Origin of the sequence: Micromonospora saelicesensis (assembly GCF_900091575.1) — a bacterium.
Classification (GTDB): domain Bacteria; phylum Actinomycetota; class Actinomycetes; order Mycobacteriales; family Micromonosporaceae; genus Micromonospora; species Micromonospora saelicesensis.
In genome coordinates, this window is record NZ_FMCR01000004.1 from 391,034 (window position 1) to 407,594 (window position 16,561).

Sequence of the window (16,561 nt, forward strand, 5' to 3'; positions counted from 1 at the left end):
CGTCGCGCCCAGGACGTTCCTAAGGCGTCACATTCCCCAGTGGAGTCATCCACTGCGACGTCAGGTGGTGTTCCTTGCGCAAGCTGCTCTCTCTTCTCATCGTCCCCCTCGTGGCGGCGGCGACAGTGGTCTCGGTCGGTGCACCGGCGGCGGCTCATCCGGCGAGGCCGTTCCCCGCCCGGATCGCCCTGCCGAACGGGTTCACTCCGGAAGGACTGACGATCGGTCACGGCACCACCGTCTTCGTGGGGTCCATTCTTGACGGCGCCGTGTGGCGGGGTGACTTACGCACCGGGCGCGGCTCGGTGCTGATCCCCGGCACACCCGGCACCGACAAGGCGGGCCTCAAGCTCGACGCGCAGGGCCGGCTCTGGACCGCCGACTTCTCCGGCGGGGGCGCGAGCGTGTACGACGCGGAGACCGGCAGCAAGCTGGCCCACTACCAGTTCACCGATGTGCCGGGCAGCTACGTCAACGACCTCGTGATCACCCAGCGAGCGGTCTACTTCACCGACTCCGCGCGGCAGGTGCTGTACGTGGTGCCCCTGGGCCCGGGTGGTCGCCTTCCGGCCCCCACCGCCTTCCGGGTGCTGCAGCTCAGCGGTCCGGCCGCCACTCCGGACGTCTACCACAACGGGATCGTGGCACTGCCGGACGGCGATCTGCTGGTCGCGCAGATGCTGACCGGTCAGCTCGTACGCGTCGACCCGCGTACCGGCGGCAGCCGCCTCGTCGACCTCGGGGGCTACTCGGTGGAACGGGCCGACGGACTGGTGCTGCGCGGTCGCACCCTCTATGTGATCCGGAACCTGACCAACGTCATCGCGGTGGTCCGGATGAACGCCGCGTACACCGCCGGGGTGGTGCAGCGGGAGATCACCGGCCCGCAGCTACGTTCGCCGGCCACCGGCGACCTGCTCGGCTCGGCGTTGTACGTGGTCAACGGCAGGTTCGACGTGGAGTCGACGCCGAGCACCGACTACGACATCGTTCGGCTGCCGGCCTGACCCAGGCGGTCGGCGGCGACCCCTCGCAGGGGTTGCCGCCGGCTGTCCGGTGCGGGCACGGTCAGTCGGTGGGGAGCAGCGGGCCAAGTGGGCCGAGGTCCAGGTTCAGGTCCTCCGGGGCCAGGCCGAAGTGCTCCCGCAGCCCCGTCATCTGCTCCTCCAGCGCCATCAGCGTCACCCCGATGCGCTCGACCTGCTCCTCGGAGAGGTCACCGAGATCGACCCGGCGTAGAGCCTGCCGTTCCATCAGTTGCCGCAGCAGCTCGACGACGGTGAGCACCAGGCTGGCCAGGCCTCGCTCGACCGAGTCACGGTCCACCGCGATCCGACGGTCCAGCGGGGTGACCCGGGGCGGCAGCCACGACTGGGCGCCCAGCGCAGCGACCAGGTCCCCGGCCTCGTCCCGCCCGGTCATCAGGTGTTCTCCGGCGAGGCCAACGCGCCGACCGAGGCGACCAACGCGCGCAGCGAGATCCGGACCAGGTCGACGTCGGCGATGGACAGCGTGATGTCGCCGCTGATCACCACCCCGGTGGCGAGCACCCGGTCGAGCAGGTCGACGAGGGCAACCGGCCGGTAGGCCAGCGAGTCGTCCGCGCTGTTCGGCGCGAGGGTGGCTGTCACCGCGACTCCCCGACGGCGCCGTCGAGGTCCGGCCGATCCGCCACGAAGGAGTACGCCGGCCACGGGCCGGTCAACTCCAGCCGGACCCCCAGGTGCCGGCCACCCAACTGTCCGAGCAGGTCGGTAAAGCGGGACAACGCCGAGACATCGACCAGGTACGCCCCGTTGAGCACCATCGGCGTGGGCGCACCCGAGAGCCTCCGGTCCTGTGGAGCGTGCCGGCGGCCCGCCACGGCAACCTCGCAGAGGGCGGCGTGCACCGCGTCCGCGGCGACGCTCGCCACCTGCTGGTGTTCCTCCCGGGCGGTCAACTGGGCGCGTCTGCGACGCAGATACGCAGTCCCCACCCCGCCGGCGCTCGTCGCTTCGGCGTTCACGCGGGTGGCACCCGGAACCAGGTAACCCTTCACGCCCCACTCGCCGCGCCCGGTCAGCCGGTCCAGGGTGGCGACCAGTTCGGCGCGCCGGGCGGCGAGAGACGCGGCCACCCCGTCGTCGCCGCTGTGCACTGTGGCGAGCCGGGCCGGCACCACCGGCCCCTGGCGAGCCAACGTCTCGACCACGGCATGGTGCGCCCGAGCCGCGCGCTCCAACCAGACCAGGTCCTCCAGGTTGCGGCGCAGCGACTCCTCGCCGTACTCGTCCAGCGGGGCAGCGCTGACCACGGCGATCAGCCCAGCGGCGGGCACCGCGCGGACCGGCCCACCGTCCATTCCGACGATCATCGCCAACGTCGCCGGCTCGATGTCCCGAACCACGCCGTGCAGCCAGGCCCCGGCGACCGGGGCAGGCCGTTCGGTGGTCACCTCAGCCGTCGAACCCATCCCACTCCTCCACTTCGGGGTCGCGACGTAGCGCTCGGGACCGTCGCTCCACCTCGACCTGCGCAGGGTCACGCGGTCCCAGCTCCACCGGCGGACGGGCTCGCGAGCTGAGCCACGGGTCGTGCTCCCACCAGTCGATGCCGATCTGACGTGCGGTGTCGACCGAGGCGATGACCAGTCGCAGCTTCAACGTCAGCAGCTCGATGTCGAGCAGGCTCACCCGGATGTCCCCGGCGATCACGATGCCCCGGTCGAGCACCCGCTCCAGGATGTCGCCCAGGTTCGCCGGCTCGTGGCCGGCCGGCAGGACCTGGCCGGAGTTCTGCACCACCGGCGGCGGCTGCGCAGCGGTCATCTCAATCCACCTCACTCTTCCCGCGCTGGTAGCGCCGCAGCCGCCGATAGCCGAGCAGGTTCCCCTCGAGGTCCAGCTCCACCTCGTACAGCCCGAGCAGGTCGATGGAGTTGGGGATCCGGCGTGCCTCCACCACCTCCACCCCGATCAGCCAGCCGTCCTCGGTGGCCTCCAGCGACGTGGTCACCGAAGGCTCGCGACCGGTCAGCTCGACGAGCTGCCGCAGCCCCGCCTGGGCAGCCTCGGCCGCCGACACCGGTTCGACGTACTCCTCGTCGGAGTAACCGTCGGCGGTCGGATCACGTCGTCGGGCGCGGTCGCCGTCGGTCATGGCGCACTCCTTCCTGGCGGGCCGGGCGCTGCCGGCGCGGACGTGGCCGCTCAGCGGCCTGGCCCACACCCCCGGTGAGCCGGTCCAGCACCCGCTGCTCGGCCCGGTCGCGTTCCTCGGCGCTGAGCTCGCCGGCTGCCTCGGCCGCGTCCAACGCCTCCAGCTCGCGCCGGATGTTCACCGGGTTCCGCTGTCGTGCCTCCGCTTCCCGGGCCACCACCCCGACCACCGCGGTCAGCCCGCGCACCGGCGCGTACGGCAAGGTCAGCAGCGCCCAGAGCAGGTCCATCGGTCAGCCCGCCAGCTGGTGCGCATCGACGAAGTCGTACGGGGCGAGCGGCCCGAGCAGCCGCATCCGCAGCAGGCCCCGGCGATCCCGCGCGTACTCCTCCAGCACGTCGACCAGGGAGTCCTCCTGGTTGGTGTCCACCAGAAGTGCCACGTGGGCCGCGTCCATCTCGTGGCTGGGCGGGCGCAGCTGCGTGGAGACGACGTACTCGGCGGTCGTGTCGAGCAGCCGCCGGTTCTCCGTCTCGCGGCGCAGCTCCACCGCCTGGCTGATCAGCTCCCCGAGCCGGATCCGGGGCTCCCGGCTGGCCGCCTCGGTCCGGCCACGCACCTGCTCGGCGAGCCGGGCGGCGGCCGGGTTCTCGTCGAGGATGGCGCGCAGCAACGCCGGCTCCTCGAAACGGCCCTGCACGACGTACTGCACAGTGCCCTCCAACTCGGCGAGCGCGGCGGCGAACCGGTCGTGGTGTGGTCGCAGCAGGTCGAGCACCGCGTCCGGGCCGGTGACCACGGTGCCGAACCGCACCGGCAGGACCGGCGCCACGACCGCTGTCCCGTCCAGCAGTTCCTGGTACGCCCGAAGGTCGGCCGACCGGCCCAGCGGCGTGTCCAACGGCACCTCGCTGACCAGAGCCGCGAGGTCGCCGTGCCGGACCACAGTCACCTCGCCGGGCGGCTCACCGACCCCGGCGGCGTCGGGCGTCGCCTCCACGTCCGCCGGCACCAGCCCGTAGACGAAGAGTCCCGTCTCCCCTGCCATGTCAGCCCCTCCCGAGGTCCCGCACACTGCCGGTGGCGTCCCTGACCGAGCCGGTGACGTCCCGAACGGAACCGGTCACGTCCCGAACCGCGCCGGTGACGCCACCGACGAGACCACCCAGCCCTTCGCCCAACCCATCGCCCGGGTCGAGGTCGAGCCGGTCGACCGCCTCGGCGAACCGCAGGTACGTCTCGATGCTCGCCACCACCACCCGGGCGTTGATCTCCACCAGGGGGATACCGACGACCCCGACCGTCACCTGCGCGTCGATCACCACGCCCTTGTCGAGCACCGTCTCCACCACGTCGGCGAGCCCGCCGGCGGAGCCCACACGTTCCAGGGCTCCCCCGGCGGCGGCATCGCCGGCGGCCAGCGTCACTCGTCCTCCTCGCGGCGGCGGCGCACCACGGGCCGGCGCGGCGGCTCGGGTCCACGGCGGACAGGCGGACGGGGTCGCTGCGGCTCCTCGCGGGGCTGAGGCCGGCGGGCCCGCTCCGGCGCACGACGTCGGGGCGGCGGCGGAGGCTCCTCGTCGGGTTCGTCCGCGTACCCCTCGTCGTAGCCGTCCTCGTACGCTTCGTACTCCTCCTCGTACTCCGGCTCGACCGGCCGCCGTCGCGGACGCTGGCGCAGTCGTCCGCCAGGCCGGCGGCGCGGTTCTTCCTCGGCCGGCTCGCCCTCAGCGAACTCGTCGTCCTCGGGGCCGGCGGGCGCCCCGCTTCGCTGCTCCTGTTCCCGCTCCTCGCGCAGGCCCGTCTCGTGGTCCTTGACCACCTGCGAGTCACGGATCTCGCCGCGCCAGCCCTCGACCTGGTCCGGGTCGAGCGCCACCTCGGTCATGACGTGCCGGACGAAGTGCTTCAACTCCAGCCGCACCCGCCGGCCCTGGGCGCGCCACAGGTTGCCGGTGTGCTCGAAGAGCCCTTGCGGGTGGTACTCCAGCACCACCAGGATGCGGGTCAGGTCCGGGGTGACCTCGTGGAAGCTGACGGTGCCGTCGACCGAGCCCTTCTCGCCCTTCGACCGCCAGTGGATGAGCTTGTCCGGCACCTGGCGGACGATGGTCGACTCCCACGTCCGATGCGACCAGAAGACCTGCGCCTTCCAGGTCAGCTTCTCGTCCGAGTCGGTGTCGACGTTCTCGACCTTCTTCATGAAGCTCGGGAAGTCGCCGAACTGCGTCCACTGGTTGTACGCGGCCCGTACCGGCACACCGACCTCGATCGTCTCGACGATGTTGGTGACCTTCTTCTTCTTGCCGCCGCCCTTACCGCCGCCCGTGCGGCCGAGAGCCGACATCACCTTCTCCTTACCGCCGGCCACCCCGGCGTGCAGCATCGCTTTCACCGGCGACCCGCCCTCAGCCAGCTTCTGCGCGCCGGTTGCGGCGGCGATCAGACCGGGGCCGCCGCCCTGGCGCGCGTACTCGCTGAGGCGCCCGGTCGCGCCGGTGATCCGCTCGGTCACCACGCTCACCGCACGATCGCCGATCGCTCCGGCGAGGTTGCGCACCTCGTCGGCCAACTGGCCACGGACCTTGTCGCCAAGGCCGCCCGCGTTGGTGTTCCCCGGCATGGTCACCTCCCCCGCCGCTGCCCGGCCGCCGTGCTGTCCTGGTCGTTCGTCGCGTCCTGATCGTTCGTCGCGGACCGGTCGTTCGCCGCGTCGCGGCCCTTGTCGTCGCCGCGCTGGTCGCCGGAGCGCCGACGCAGGGCATCAGCGGAGCCGCGCAGGCGACCCGTGAGCGCGTCGACCCCGCTGCCGGCCGCCGCAGTCGCGGCCGCCCGGCCGGCGTTGACCAACGGCACACCGAGCCGGCTCAGGTTGCTCAGTTGGGGGGAAGACTGAAGTGCCGCGCCGCCCCGCTTCAGCAGCCCGCCGGGGTCCCGGCTGGCCCGGCCCGCGGCAACCGCAGCGGCCAGGGTGAGCGCGGTACGCAGTTTGCGGCGACGGCCCAGCAGGTAGCCGAAGCTCACCGCCAGACCGATTCGTGTTCCGTTCTTCATCAGGTCTCCTTCGCTCCCGGAGGGTCCGGACGCCTGCCCGGTCGGGACCAAAGAAGGGGTACCGGGGAATAGCGCGAACCGTGCCTTCAATCAGGCGTCCACCTCTGCGGACCCGGGCGGCAGTACCCGGCGACGTTATGTCGAAACCGCTACGACAATTTCCGTCGAACGCCGCTGAAAGAGATCCGGAAAGGCGGCACCGGAATACCCAGACCGGACTTTCAGTCGGTCATGAGCAGGGAGATTGCGAGGAAAGGCGAAAAGCCCAAACAGTATTCAGAGAGCGGGCGGCGTCGAATCGAGGCAGATTTCGGCGCGCACCTTGCCGCCGTCCTCGCGCAGTTTCGCGCCACACTTCTGCAACACGGCGACCGCGCCGATGTTGTCCGGGGTCGTCTCGGCAACCACGGCCCGCATGCCCGCCAGCGCGGCGGCGTTCAGCAGCTCCCGTAGGGCGGCCGCGCCGATTCCCTGCCCGCGTGCGGAGCGGCCGAGCCACATCCCGGTCTCCACCGTGCGCGGCTCGTCACAGCGCGTCATCCGGACCATGCCCATCACCTCGCCGCCGACGAGGATGGCGTACATCTGCGAACCGGTCGGGCCGTCCAGCCCGCCGAAGCTTGCCCGGTGGAATTCGCGGAACGCCTCGCGACGGGCGAGCGACCAGCCGGCGGGTGCCTCGACCGGGGGCATCACATCACCCGGCTCTGCCTCCGCAGCCGCTACGGAGAGCAACGGCTCCAGGTTCCGTTCGTCCACCGGCTCCAGCCGGACCGCACCCGCCACGTGCCGCAGTCTGCCGCCCTCATCGGCCGAAGTCCACCCCATTGGCCATCCACTGGCGGTCCGGACAGCGGTACCGGCCGGTCGGGCGGCTCGGGTGTTCCACATCACGCTCTGTTGTCACCCGACCGGGTGTCAGTGGACCAGAACGCCTACCCGAACTCGCAGAACACCACCGAAGCGTCGTCGGTGGACTTGTGTCGGCGCAGCCGATCGGGATGGTCGCGCTCGGCGTCCCGCACCCGGTCGATCAACGCGCCCGGACCGTCGGCGCTCAGCAGGTCCAGCAGACCGGCCCAGTCGGTCAGCGCGAACTGCTCCACCGCGCTGGACGCGCCGTCACTGAGCAGTGCCGCCCGCCGTAGCGCCCCCGGACCGCGCCGGGGCGCGGTCCCGGTGACCGCGTGGAAGGCCGCGTCCGGGTCGGAGGCCGCCACCCAGTAGCCGTGGGTGCGGTTCATCCGCTCCCGCTGGACGCTCACCGCGTGCCGGAACCGGGTGACCGGGTCCGCCGCGCCGCCCGGCACGACGGCCACGGTCTCCCGCAGCTCCGCCATCGCCGCGTCCAACCGGTTGTCGGTGACCACGCTGACCTGCCCACCGGCGTCGAGGACCAGCGGGCTGTCGCAGAGCACCAGGTAGTCCACCTGGTCGCCGCAGTCCCGCAGGAGGCAGACCGTGCTGGACGGGGTGCCCGGATGGTCGAGGTCGCACTGCCCGCCGTGGTCGGCGCGTACGGCGAGGATGGCCGCGGCCAGGTTGCTGGTCAGCCGGGCGGCCGGGCGCACGGCCTCGGCGACGCCGATCCGGGCCGCCAGGTGCCGGACGTACCACTCGGGCCCGTGCACGCAGCCGGTGTCGAAGCCGTCCGGCACCGTCGCGCCGTCCAGGACACCGACCAGCGGGCCGAACCGGAAGACCAGGTCCTCGTTGACCGGCCGGTCCGGGGCCGGCGCGGACGCGGAGCGTACCCGCATCACCGGCGCCGGCCCCGGCACACCGATCGGGTCAGCGCTGTCGAAGGTCGTCGACGGCCGCATGCGTCTCTCCCTGCACCTGACCGGCGGCCGAACGGCCCTGGTCGCGAACCGCGGACACGCCCTGCTGGGCGCTGGAGCGGACCGACTGCGCCGCCTGCTGTGCAGGCTCCCGCAGGTTGTCCTGCATCTGATGGCCAACCTGGCTCGCCTGCTCGCGCAGCTCACCGGAGTGCTCGCTCACCATGCCCCGCGCGCGTCCGGCGAGTTGCCGCTCACGTCCACTCGGCGGGATCAGGGAGGCGGCCAGCAGACCGACTCCGAAGGCGACCAGGCCGGCGGCCATCGGGTTGCCCTGAGCCTGCTCGCGGGGGTGCTGCCCGAGCGAACGGGTTTCGTCACGAACCGAACCGGCCGCGTGCGACATTCGCTGGGTGGCCTCTTGCCCCATGTGACTCGAGCTGCCCATCATCTTCTCCTTCGCTCGGGTGAACGCCCCGCGGGCCTGCCCGACGCGGTCACCGGCGATCCGACGCGGGTTGACCTTGTCGGTCAGCGCGTCGACGTCACTGCTCAACTCGTTGCGGGTGGTCTCGATCTCCCGCCGGATTTGATCCGGATCACTGGACATGACCTGTTCCCTCCCGACTGTTTCACCGACCCCGCAGGGCGTCCGGCAGCTCCCGGGCAGTCTGCTTCGTCCGGGGCAGAACCGCACGAGCCCGCTTCAGCTGGGTCCGGGCGTTGATGAAGAGACCACCGGCCACTGCGGCCCAGATGACCGCGACGATCAGCGCCGCCCATCCCTGGTCCATCGTGTTGGACAGCCCCCACCAGAGGGCGTACGACACGAAGAGCACCGCCAGGAACCCGGCCAGCCCGGCGCCGCCGAACATACCGCCGGCCTTACCCGCCTGACTGACCTCCTCGCGCAGCTCGGCCTTGGCCAGCTCGACCTCCTTGCGCACCAGAGTGGACATGTCCCGGGTCACGTCGCCGATCAACTCGCCGACGGAAGCCTGGGTCCGTTCCTTCTCCGGGGCGCTCACGGGGCCACCCCGCCGGGCAGGTCCCGCGCTTGTTCACCGGCGGGCGAGACGTTCTGCGGCCGCGCCGTCCCCACGTACGGCTGCTGACCGACGTCCGCCGGTGCGCCCTGCGCGGGTGACGGAGCACCGGACGCGCTTGCGCCCTGACCGTTGCCCGAGGCCGGCGCGGTCAGGCCACGGGTGAGCCTCCCGACCAGCAGCCCGGCCACCGCCGCACCCGCGAGGAACGTCGTCGGATGGCGCCGCGCGTACGTGCGAACCTCGTCGAGCACCTCGCCGGGTTCGCGCTCGTCGAGCCAACCGGCTGCCTGCTGGGCGGCGTCGGCCGCCTTGCGTACCGCTTGACCGGCCAGTCCGGAATCGCCGTCCCGTTCGGCCATCGAACTGAGGTTCTGACCCAGGTCGCGCAGGCCCGCAGCGGCCCGCCGCTGCTGCGTCTGCGCCTGATCCCGCAGCTGCCCAGTCGCCTCGCCGGTCAACTGCTGGGCCTGTCGCCGCGCCTCTGCGGCCACCTGCCCGCCCTGCTCAGCTGCGGTGTGGGCGACCTGACCCCCGGCCTGCGCGGCCTGCTGGCCGACGCGCGAAGCCTCCTGGCGGGCCTGCTGACCTCTGCCGCTCTGGTTCGTTGCCGTCATACCCCGCTCCCTTCCTGGGCCCGAGGCCGCGTGCGACCCCGGAACGCCTCTCGCCTACCCGCCTGGCCAGCCGGCATGCGGCTGGCCAGGCGGTCGGCGGGCGAACGACCGCCGGCCGATCTTGCACTTTGTGCCCCGACAAAGACGTGCCAAAGGCGCGAAACGGCTACAGGAAGTGCAAGATCGCGGGGTGTTCGGTCAGCGGCGGCGGCTACGGGCGCGGGGCGTTCGGTCAGCGGCGGCGGTTACGGGCGCGCGACGAGCGCAACCGGCGGAGTCGGCTGATCAGCACGGGGTCGGCGGCGAGGGCTGCCGGATTGTCCAGCAGGCCGTTGAGCAGCTGGTAGTACCGGGTCGACGAGATCCCGAAGGTGTCCCGCACGGCCTGCTCCTTGGCGCCGGCGTGCCGCCACCACTGCTGCTCGAAGGCGAGGATGGCCCGCTCCCGCTCGGTCAGCCCCGCCGCGGGATCAGCGGGATCAGTGGGCTGCGCCGACTCGTTGGCGGCTGGCCCCGACTCGTCGGCGGCTGGCCCCGACTCGTCGGCGGTCTCGATGGGCGGCGCCGGTCGGGGATTCGGGACGGTCGGCCCGGCAGCACCCACGGCCTCACCCGGACGAGCGTCGATGGACGGCTCGGGGGCGGCCGGGGTGGTGTCGGCGGACATGTCGTTCAGCCTAGTCAGCGGCGACCACTGACGCAGCAGGCGGCGCGGCCGGTCCGTACCGCCGGGAACCCCGACGGCCGGGCCGGCCGCGCCGCGTCACTTCGGTCAGGTCAGGAGATGTCGCGGCGACGCATCGCCCAGAGCGCCGCCCCGAGGATCACCACCACCCCGACCGAGAGCAGGACGGAGGACTGCTGCCAGGTGATGTCCATCGTGGCTGGCTTGCACTCCCCGAAGTAGGTCGCGTTGCAGGCGTTCCAGTCCTCCAGCTTGACCGTCTTCGTCATCCAGGCCAGCGCGTACGTGGGCAGCAGCCAGGCCTCGGCGAACCGCACGCCGGCCATGGACAGCAGGATGCCCAGGCCGAACTGGCCGACCACCATCACGGCCACCACGCCACCGAGGGCCATCGCGGTGTGCCGACCGAGCGAGGCGAGGGCGAAGCCGATGGTGGTGAGCACCAACACCAGCACCACGCCACGTACACCGGTCAGCGCGAACGACTGCCAGACCCCCGAGGTCATCTTCTCGGTGCTGCCCCGGAAGTTGGCGACCGCCCAGAACCCGGCGAACCACAGCACCGCGGCCGGAAGCGTCACGGCCAGGATGCCGGTGAGCAGCGCGGCCAGCTTGGTGAGCAGTACGGTGAGTCGCTTCGGCCGCCAGAGCAGCAGGTTCATCATGCCGCCGGTGCTCCACTCGGCGCCGACGAAGGACGCGCCGATGACGAACCCGACCAGGGCGAGGATCGCCGCGAACGGGATCAGGGTCTCGTCGAACGTCTCCTTGAAGTCGAACGTCGAGGGCAGGAACCACTCGGCCTTGATCTCCTCCCGGGGCGGCGGAGTGATCACCGAACAGTCGTCCGGGTAGCGGCCGTCGGTCGCCGTGCCGGCCGTCTTGGCCTGCTCACAGGCAACGCGCTCCTGCTCGCTCCAGCGCACCTGCTCCTGGTACTGCTGGTCGGCCTGACGCTCGGCCCGGGCGAGCTGGCCGGCGTCGATCTTCTGATTGGTGAAGAACACCCCGACCACCACCGCGGCCAGCACCAGCAGGCCGAGCAGTGTCATGTAGCGGGTGAAACGCCGCTTGCTGAGCCGGCGCAGCTCGGTACGAAAGAGGCTCACGCGCCCCACCCTCCCCCGGCGGGACCGGGCTGACCCGTCCCACCGACCTTCATGGACTCGTCGACCTGCCGGTGCTGACCGGGTACCGGCGCGGTGGCGGTCAGTTCGAGGAAGACGCTCTCCAGGTCGACGGCGATCGGCGCCAACTCACTGACGTAGAGGTTCTTCTCGGCGAGCAGCCGGGTCACCGACGCCGGCTTGTCGACGCCGGCCAGCATCAGGTGGTCCGGGTGACCGGTGACGCGGATCCCGGCCTGGGTGAGCGCCTCGGTGGCCACCGGCAGGTCACTGACCGCCTCCAGCCGGATCCGGACGGCACCGGACGAGTGCTGCGCGAGCACCTCGTCGACCGGGCCGAATGCGACCCGTCGGCCCAGCGAGATGATGGTGACCGAGTCGCAGATCAGTTGGATCTCACCGAGGATGTGGCTGGACAGCACCACTGTCATGCCGGACTCAGCGAGCGTTCGCATCAGCGTGCGCATCTCCCGGATGCCGCCCGGGTCGAGGCCGTTGGCCGGCTCGTCGAGGATGAGCAGCTTCGGGTTCTTCAGCAGGGCCGAGGCCACGGCGAGCCGCTGCTTCATGCCCAACGAGTACGTCTTGACCCGCTCGCCGGACCGGTCGCGTAGCCCGACGAGTTCCAGCACCTCGTCGACCCGGACGGCCGGCACCTCGCCCGCCCCCGCGAGCAGGGACAGCGTGTCCCGGGCCGTGAAGTGCGGGAAGAACTGCGGGCTCTCCACGATCGCGCCGACCTGGCCGGCGACAGTGGGCAGCGCGTCGGGGACCTCGTGCCCGAGCAGCGCCATCCGGCCGCCGTCGGGTCGGATCAGGCCGAGCAGCGTACGCAGCGTGGTGGTCTTGCCGGACCCGTTGGGACCCAGGAAGCCGTGCACCTGCCCCGCGTCGACCCGCATGTCGAAGCCGTCGAGCGCGTTGCGGGTGCCGCGTCGACGACTCTTGTACGTCTTACGTAGACCTTCGATCTCCAGGACAGCTGGCAAGCTGCACCTCCCCCGATGGGTGGGCGTGACAGCCGACACCATACGCGGTATGCAGAAGCACGCAATACGCGGTATGCATCGACGCGCCGATCAGGCTAGTTCATCGACGGAGCGTGACCTCTCAGGCGCAGATGACCTGTACGCCGGCAGCGCGGAACGCGTCCACCACCTCGGGCGCGGCACCGGAGTCGGTCACCAGCGTCTCCACCCGCTCGACCGGGCAGATCCGGGCGAAGGCGTGACCCCCCAGCTTGGACGAGTCCGCGATGATCACCACGCGCTTGGCGCGAGCCACCATCAGGTTGTTCATCGCCGCCTCCCCCTCGTGGTGGGCGGCGGCGCCGAGCTGCGGGTCGATCGCGTCCACGCCGAGCAGGGCGACGTCCAGGGTGACCTCGCGCAGCAGCGCCCCGCCCAGCGGGCCGACCAGCTCGAACGACTTCGGGCGCACCACGCCGCCGGCCACCACGACCTTCATCCGGGATCGGACCAGCAGCTCGTTCGCGATGTTCAGCGCGTTTGTCACAACGGTGAGCTGGGCACCCTCGGCGCTGGTGTTCAGATCCGGTCGCACGGCGAGCGCCCTCGCCACCTCGGTGCTGGTGGTGCCGCCGTTCAAGCCGACCACGGTGCCCGGCGTGACGAGCGCGGCGGCGGCCGCCCCGATCCGCTGCTTCTCGGCCGAGTGCTTGGCCGTCTTGTAGCGCAGAGGCAGGTCGTACGACACACCGTTGGCGACCGCGCCGCCCCGGGTCCTCGTGATCATTTGCTGCTGCGCGAGCTGGTCGAAGTCACGCCGGATGGTGGCCTGGGAGACGTCCAGCCGCTCGGCTGCCGCCTCGACGCTGACCCGGCCGTTGTCGGTCAGCATTTCGAGCAGGGCGTTCCATCTGGCGTACCGGTCCACCGCGGGGGCCCTCCCAGCAACTGCACGGACGGTGATTGATTGCGTGCACACTAGTGCGCGAAACTAGGCTGGCGCAAAAGACTGACCTGCGCGATCGGCCGGCCGGTTGCCATGGTCACCCGCGTTCGCGCAGAATAACGCGCGAAATGCGGGTCTAACGAGCCGTATTGCGCACCGATCGGCCCTGCGAGGAGTTTCCCATGGCGTACGTGGACGCGGAGATCGCGAGCCAACCCGACTGCTGGCGGGAGGCGGCCAGGCTGGCCGAGGTCGTACGCGGTGACCTGCCGCGCCCCGGGGAACGGGTCGCCGTCGTCGGTTGCGGCACGTCGTGGTTCATGGCGATGGCGTACGCGGCCCGCCGCGAGCAGGCCGGCCAGGGTGAGACCGACGCGTTCCAGGCGTCCGAGTTCCCCGCCGGCCGCCGCTACGACCGGCTGATCGCGATCACCCGCTCCGGCACCACCACCGAGGTGCTGGAACTGCTCGCCGCGCTGCGCGGACGGACACCCACCACCGTCATCGTCGGTGACCCCACGTCCCCGGCGGTCGAGCTGGCCGCAGCCACAGTGGCCATGCCCTTCGCCGACGAACGGTCGGTGGTGCAGACCCGCTTCGCGACCACCGCACTGGCCCTGCTCCGGGCCCAGCTCGGCGACCCGGTGACAGCGCTCGCCGCCGACGCCGAGGTGGCGGTGCGATCCCCGCTGCCGATCGACCCGGCCACCATCGAGCAGGTCACCTTCCTCGGTCGGGGGTGGACGATCGGGCTGGCCCAGGAGGCCGCGCTGAAGTGCCGCGAGGCGGCCACCTTCTGGGCCGAGGCGTACCCGGCGATGGACTACCGGCACGGGCCCATCTCGGTCGCGGCGGCGGGCCGGCTGGTCTGGGCGTTCGGTGAGCTGCCCGACGGGCTGCCCGAGGACGTGGCCGCCACCGGCGCGGCCTTCGTGCACAGCCGCACGCACGGCTGGCGCACGGTGCTGGGCAGCTGGTCCGCCGGCCGTACCCCGGTCGATCCGATGGCCGACCTGATCCTGGCCCAACGCTTCGCTGTCGCGCTGGCCACCAGCCGGGGCCTCGATCCGGACGCGCCCCGCCACCTGACCCGGTCCGTGGTGTTGGCGTGAACGACCGCGTGGTCGTTGCGCTGGACGTCGGCGGCACCGGCATGAAGTGTGCCCTGGTCCGACCGGACGGCGTCGTGGTGCGCACCGAACGGCACCCCACCGACGCCGCACGCGGCCCGGCCGCCGTGGTCGGCACCATCCTGGAGGTGGCCGGCGGGCTGGCCGACAAGGCCCGCGCCGACGGGCTCACCCCGATCGCGGTCGGCATCGCCGTGCCCGGGGTGGTGGACGAGGCACGCGGCGTCGCGGTCTGGTCGGCCAACGTGGGCTTCCGGGACGTACCCCTGCGGGACCTGACGGTGCAGCGGCTCGGCCTGCCGACGGCGCTCGGCCACGACGTGCGTGTCGGTGGTCTCGCCGAGGCCCGGCTCGGCGCCGGACGCGGCACCGGGCACGTGCTGTTCGTGGCCATCGGCACCGGCATCGCCGCCGCGCACGTCGTGGACGGCACGGCCGCCGTGGGGGCCCACGGCGCCGCCGGGGAGATCGGCCACATCCTGGTCCGGCCCGACGGTCCGCGCTGTGGCTGCGGCCGTCCCGGCTGCCTGGAGGCGATGGCGTCGGCCGCCGCGATCGGCCGCCGCTACGCCGAACTGGCCGGCGACACCGCGGACGCGCCGGTGACGGCGGCCGAGGTGGCCGAGCGGGCGGCTGCCGGCGAGCAGCTCGCCGGCCAGGTCTGGCAGGAGGCGGTCGAGGCGCTCGCCGATGGCCTCGCCAGCGGGCAGGCGCTGTTCGACGTGGCGACGATCGTGCTCGGCGGAGGCCTGGCCCAGGCCGGGGACCTGCTGCTGACCCCGCTGCGGGCGGCGCTGCACGAACGAATGACCTTCCACCGGGAGCCGCAACTGGTCGCGGCAGCCCTCGGCGACGAGGCCGGTTGCCTCGGTGCCGCCCTGCTCGCCCTGGACGCCGTGGGTGTCCGTGACCATCAGGAGAAGCGATGACCGTACGGGTGAACGGCCGAGTGGTGACCCCGACCGGAGTCGTCCGACAGGGCTGCGTCGAGTGGGACGGTGATCGGATCACAGCGGTGGCCGAGTATCCGTCGGTGCGCGACGGGCACTGGATCCTGCCCGGCTTCGTGGACATGCACACGCACGGCGGTGGCGGGCACACCTTCACCACCGGGGACGCCGGCGAGGCCCGCGCGGCGGCCGACTTCCACCTCGCCCACGGCACCACCACGCTGCTGGCCAGCCTGGTCAGCGCGCCCTTTCCACTGATGCGTACGGCCACCGAGGCGTTCGCCCCGTTGGTCGAGGAGGGCGTGTTGGCGGGAATCCACTTCGAGGGGCCGTACCTGTCGGCCGCCCGCTGCGGCGCGCAGAACCCGGAGTACCTGCGTGACCCGTCGACCGACGAGCTGACCGAGCTGATCGAGCTGGGCCGGGGCGCGATCCGGATGGTCACCCTCGCCCCGGAGCGCGACGGCGCGCTGGAGGCGATCAAGCTGCTCACCGCGCAGCGGGTGGTGGCGGCGGTGGGCCACACCGACGCCACGTACGAGCAGACCCGCGCCGCGGTCGCCGCCGGCGCGAGTGTCGGCACCCACCTGTTCAACGGGATGCGGCCGGTGCATCACCGTGAGCCGGGGCCGGTGGTGGCCCTGCTCGACGCGCCCACAGTGATCTGCGAGCTGGTCGCCGACGGGGTGCACCTGCACGACGGCATGCTGACCTTCGTCACCGCGACCGCCGGCCCGGACCGCGCCGCGCTGATCACCGACGCGATGGCCGCCGCCGGCATGCCCGACGGCGAGTACGAGTTGGGCGGCCAGGCCGTCACCGTCACCGACGGGGTGGCCCGGCTCGCCCGCGACGGCGCGATCGCCGGCAGCACGCTGACCATGGACGCCGCGCTGCGGCACGCCGTGAACGCCGGAATCCCGATCGCCGACGCCGCACGGATGGTGGCCACCACCCCGGCGCGGGCCATCGGCCTGGGTGACCGGCTCGGGTCCCTCCAGGTGGGCCTCCGCGCCGACCTGGTGGTGCTCGACGACGACCTCAACGTGGTGCGGGTGCTGCGCGGGGGCTCCTGGGTGGAGTGACGGGGGCGCCGCCGGCGCCGCTCGCATCGAC

23 protein-coding genes are annotated in these 16,561 nt (G+C 72.1%); 4 read left to right on the plus strand and 19 right to left on the minus strand.

Annotation, left to right across the window (positions count from 1 at the left end; genetic code table 11):
- Positions 1-74: 74 nt before the first annotated feature.
- Positions 75-1,007, plus strand: a complete 933-nt coding sequence (locus tag GA0070561_RS19975) for an SMP-30/gluconolactonase/LRE family protein (protein ID WP_141710407.1) — start codon at positions 75-77, stop codon at positions 1,005-1,007.
- A gap of 61 nt (positions 1,008-1,068) precedes the next feature.
- Here the strand turns inward: GA0070561_RS19975 and GA0070561_RS19980 are convergent, their stop codons facing one another.
- The 19 genes from GA0070561_RS19980 to GA0070561_RS20070 all read right to left on the minus strand — a co-directional run bounded on the left by GA0070561_RS19980 (position 1,069) and on the right by GA0070561_RS20070 (position 13,347).
- Positions 1,069-1,422 carry a gas vesicle protein K gene (locus GA0070561_RS19980; RefSeq protein WP_091402970.1) on the minus strand — a complete coding sequence of 118 codons (354 nt, stop codon included), beginning with the start codon at positions 1,420-1,422 and terminating at the stop codon, positions 1,069-1,071.
- Complete coding sequence (locus tag GA0070561_RS19985; protein ID WP_091402974.1) at positions 1,422-1,631, minus strand: gas vesicle protein; 210 nt, start codon at positions 1,629-1,631, stop codon at positions 1,422-1,424. The genes GA0070561_RS19980 and GA0070561_RS19985 overlap by 1 nt, the downstream gene beginning before the upstream one ends.
- On the minus strand, positions 1,628-2,455 hold the full coding sequence (locus GA0070561_RS19990) for a GvpL/GvpF family gas vesicle protein (protein WP_091402977.1): 828 nt from the start codon (positions 2,453-2,455) through the stop codon (positions 1,628-1,630). The genes GA0070561_RS19985 and GA0070561_RS19990 overlap by 4 nt, the downstream gene beginning before the upstream one ends.
- Positions 2,439-2,810: a gas vesicle protein gene (locus GA0070561_RS34830; RefSeq protein ID WP_091402980.1), complete on the minus strand. Its 372-nt coding sequence runs from the start codon at positions 2,808-2,810 to the stop codon at positions 2,439-2,441. The genes GA0070561_RS19990 and GA0070561_RS34830 overlap by 17 nt, the downstream gene beginning before the upstream one ends.
- A 1-nt stretch (position 2,811) precedes the next feature.
- A complete protein-coding gene (locus GA0070561_RS20000) occupies positions 2,812-3,141 on the minus strand; it encodes a gas vesicle protein GvpO (RefSeq protein WP_091402983.1) in 330 nt (109 codons plus the stop codon).
- Positions 3,110-3,430 carry a gas vesicle protein GvpG gene (locus tag GA0070561_RS20005; protein WP_091402987.1) on the minus strand — a complete coding sequence of 107 codons (321 nt, stop codon included), beginning with the start codon at positions 3,428-3,430 and terminating at the stop codon, positions 3,110-3,112. Before GA0070561_RS20005 ends, GA0070561_RS20000 begins: the two co-directional genes overlap by 32 nt.
- A gap of 3 nt (positions 3,431-3,433) precedes the next feature.
- The gene (locus tag GA0070561_RS20010) at positions 3,434-4,189 is read right to left on the minus strand and encodes a GvpL/GvpF family gas vesicle protein (protein WP_091402990.1); all 756 of its coding nucleotides are present in this window, start codon (positions 4,187-4,189) and stop codon (positions 3,434-3,436) included.
- Position 4,190: 1 nt separating this feature from the next.
- Positions 4,191-4,568 carry a gas vesicle protein GvpJ gene (gene gvpJ / locus GA0070561_RS34835; protein ID WP_244166328.1) on the minus strand — a complete coding sequence of 126 codons (378 nt, stop codon included), beginning with the start codon at positions 4,566-4,568 and terminating at the stop codon, positions 4,191-4,193.
- Positions 4,565-5,764: an SRPBCC family protein gene (locus GA0070561_RS20020; RefSeq protein WP_091403576.1), complete on the minus strand. Its 1,200-nt coding sequence runs from the start codon at positions 5,762-5,764 to the stop codon at positions 4,565-4,567. The genes gvpJ and GA0070561_RS20020 overlap by 4 nt, the downstream gene beginning before the upstream one ends.
- Positions 5,765-5,766: 2 nt before the next feature.
- On the minus strand, positions 5,767-6,195 hold the full coding sequence (locus GA0070561_RS20025) for a hypothetical protein (RefSeq protein ID WP_091402993.1): 429 nt from the start codon (positions 6,193-6,195) through the stop codon (positions 5,767-5,769).
- A gap of 276 nt (positions 6,196-6,471) precedes the next feature.
- On the minus strand, positions 6,472-6,981 hold the full coding sequence (locus tag GA0070561_RS20030) for a GNAT family N-acetyltransferase (RefSeq protein WP_091402995.1): 510 nt from the start codon (positions 6,979-6,981) through the stop codon (positions 6,472-6,474).
- Positions 6,982-7,130: 149 nt separating this feature from the next.
- Positions 7,131-8,018: a hypothetical protein gene (locus tag GA0070561_RS20035; protein ID WP_091402998.1), complete on the minus strand. Its 888-nt coding sequence runs from the start codon at positions 8,016-8,018 to the stop codon at positions 7,131-7,133.
- Complete coding sequence (locus GA0070561_RS20040) at positions 7,987-8,586, minus strand: DUF3618 domain-containing protein (protein WP_091403001.1); 600 nt, start codon at positions 8,584-8,586, stop codon at positions 7,987-7,989. Before GA0070561_RS20040 ends, GA0070561_RS20035 begins: the two co-directional genes overlap by 32 nt.
- Positions 8,587-8,608: 22 nt before the next feature.
- A complete protein-coding gene (locus GA0070561_RS20045; protein ID WP_091403004.1) occupies positions 8,609-9,004 on the minus strand; it encodes a phage holin family protein in 396 nt (131 codons plus the stop codon).
- Complete coding sequence (locus tag GA0070561_RS20050) at positions 9,001-9,639, minus strand: hypothetical protein (RefSeq protein WP_091403006.1); 639 nt, start codon at positions 9,637-9,639, stop codon at positions 9,001-9,003. Before GA0070561_RS20050 ends, GA0070561_RS20045 begins: the two co-directional genes overlap by 4 nt.
- A 232-nt stretch (positions 9,640-9,871) precedes the next feature.
- A complete protein-coding gene (locus GA0070561_RS20055) occupies positions 9,872-10,306 on the minus strand; it encodes a DUF3263 domain-containing protein (protein WP_091403007.1) in 435 nt (144 codons plus the stop codon).
- A 110-nt stretch (positions 10,307-10,416) separates the two neighbouring features.
- Entirely contained in the window at positions 10,417-11,433 is a 1,017-nt protein-coding gene (locus GA0070561_RS20060; protein WP_091403010.1) for an ABC transporter permease subunit, read from the minus strand.
- Complete coding sequence (locus GA0070561_RS20065; RefSeq protein ID WP_091403013.1) at positions 11,430-12,440, minus strand: ABC transporter ATP-binding protein; 1,011 nt, start codon at positions 12,438-12,440, stop codon at positions 11,430-11,432. Before GA0070561_RS20065 ends, GA0070561_RS20060 begins: the two co-directional genes overlap by 4 nt.
- A 121-nt stretch (positions 12,441-12,561) precedes the next feature.
- Positions 12,562-13,347 carry a DeoR/GlpR family DNA-binding transcription regulator gene (locus tag GA0070561_RS20070; protein WP_091403015.1) on the minus strand — a complete coding sequence of 262 codons (786 nt, stop codon included), beginning with the start codon at positions 13,345-13,347 and terminating at the stop codon, positions 12,562-12,564.
- A 200-nt stretch (positions 13,348-13,547) separates the two neighbouring features.
- Between GA0070561_RS20070 and GA0070561_RS20075 the strand changes: the two genes are divergently transcribed.
- Genes GA0070561_RS20075 through nagA form a run of 3 tightly spaced genes read left to right on the plus strand, consistent with a single transcriptional unit; the run spans position 13,548 to position 16,530 of the window.
- The gene (locus GA0070561_RS20075) at positions 13,548-14,477 is read left to right on the plus strand and encodes an SIS domain-containing protein (protein ID WP_091403017.1); all 930 of its coding nucleotides are present in this window, start codon (positions 13,548-13,550) and stop codon (positions 14,475-14,477) included.
- The gene (locus GA0070561_RS20080) at positions 14,474-15,424 is read left to right on the plus strand and encodes an ROK family protein (RefSeq protein WP_091403020.1); all 951 of its coding nucleotides are present in this window, start codon (positions 14,474-14,476) and stop codon (positions 15,422-15,424) included. Before GA0070561_RS20075 ends, GA0070561_RS20080 begins: the two co-directional genes overlap by 4 nt.
- The gene (gene nagA / locus GA0070561_RS20085; protein WP_091403023.1) at positions 15,421-16,530 is read left to right on the plus strand and encodes an N-acetylglucosamine-6-phosphate deacetylase; all 1,110 of its coding nucleotides are present in this window, start codon (positions 15,421-15,423) and stop codon (positions 16,528-16,530) included. Before GA0070561_RS20080 ends, nagA begins: the two co-directional genes overlap by 4 nt.
- The last annotated feature ends 31 nt before the right edge of the window (positions 16,531-16,561 follow it).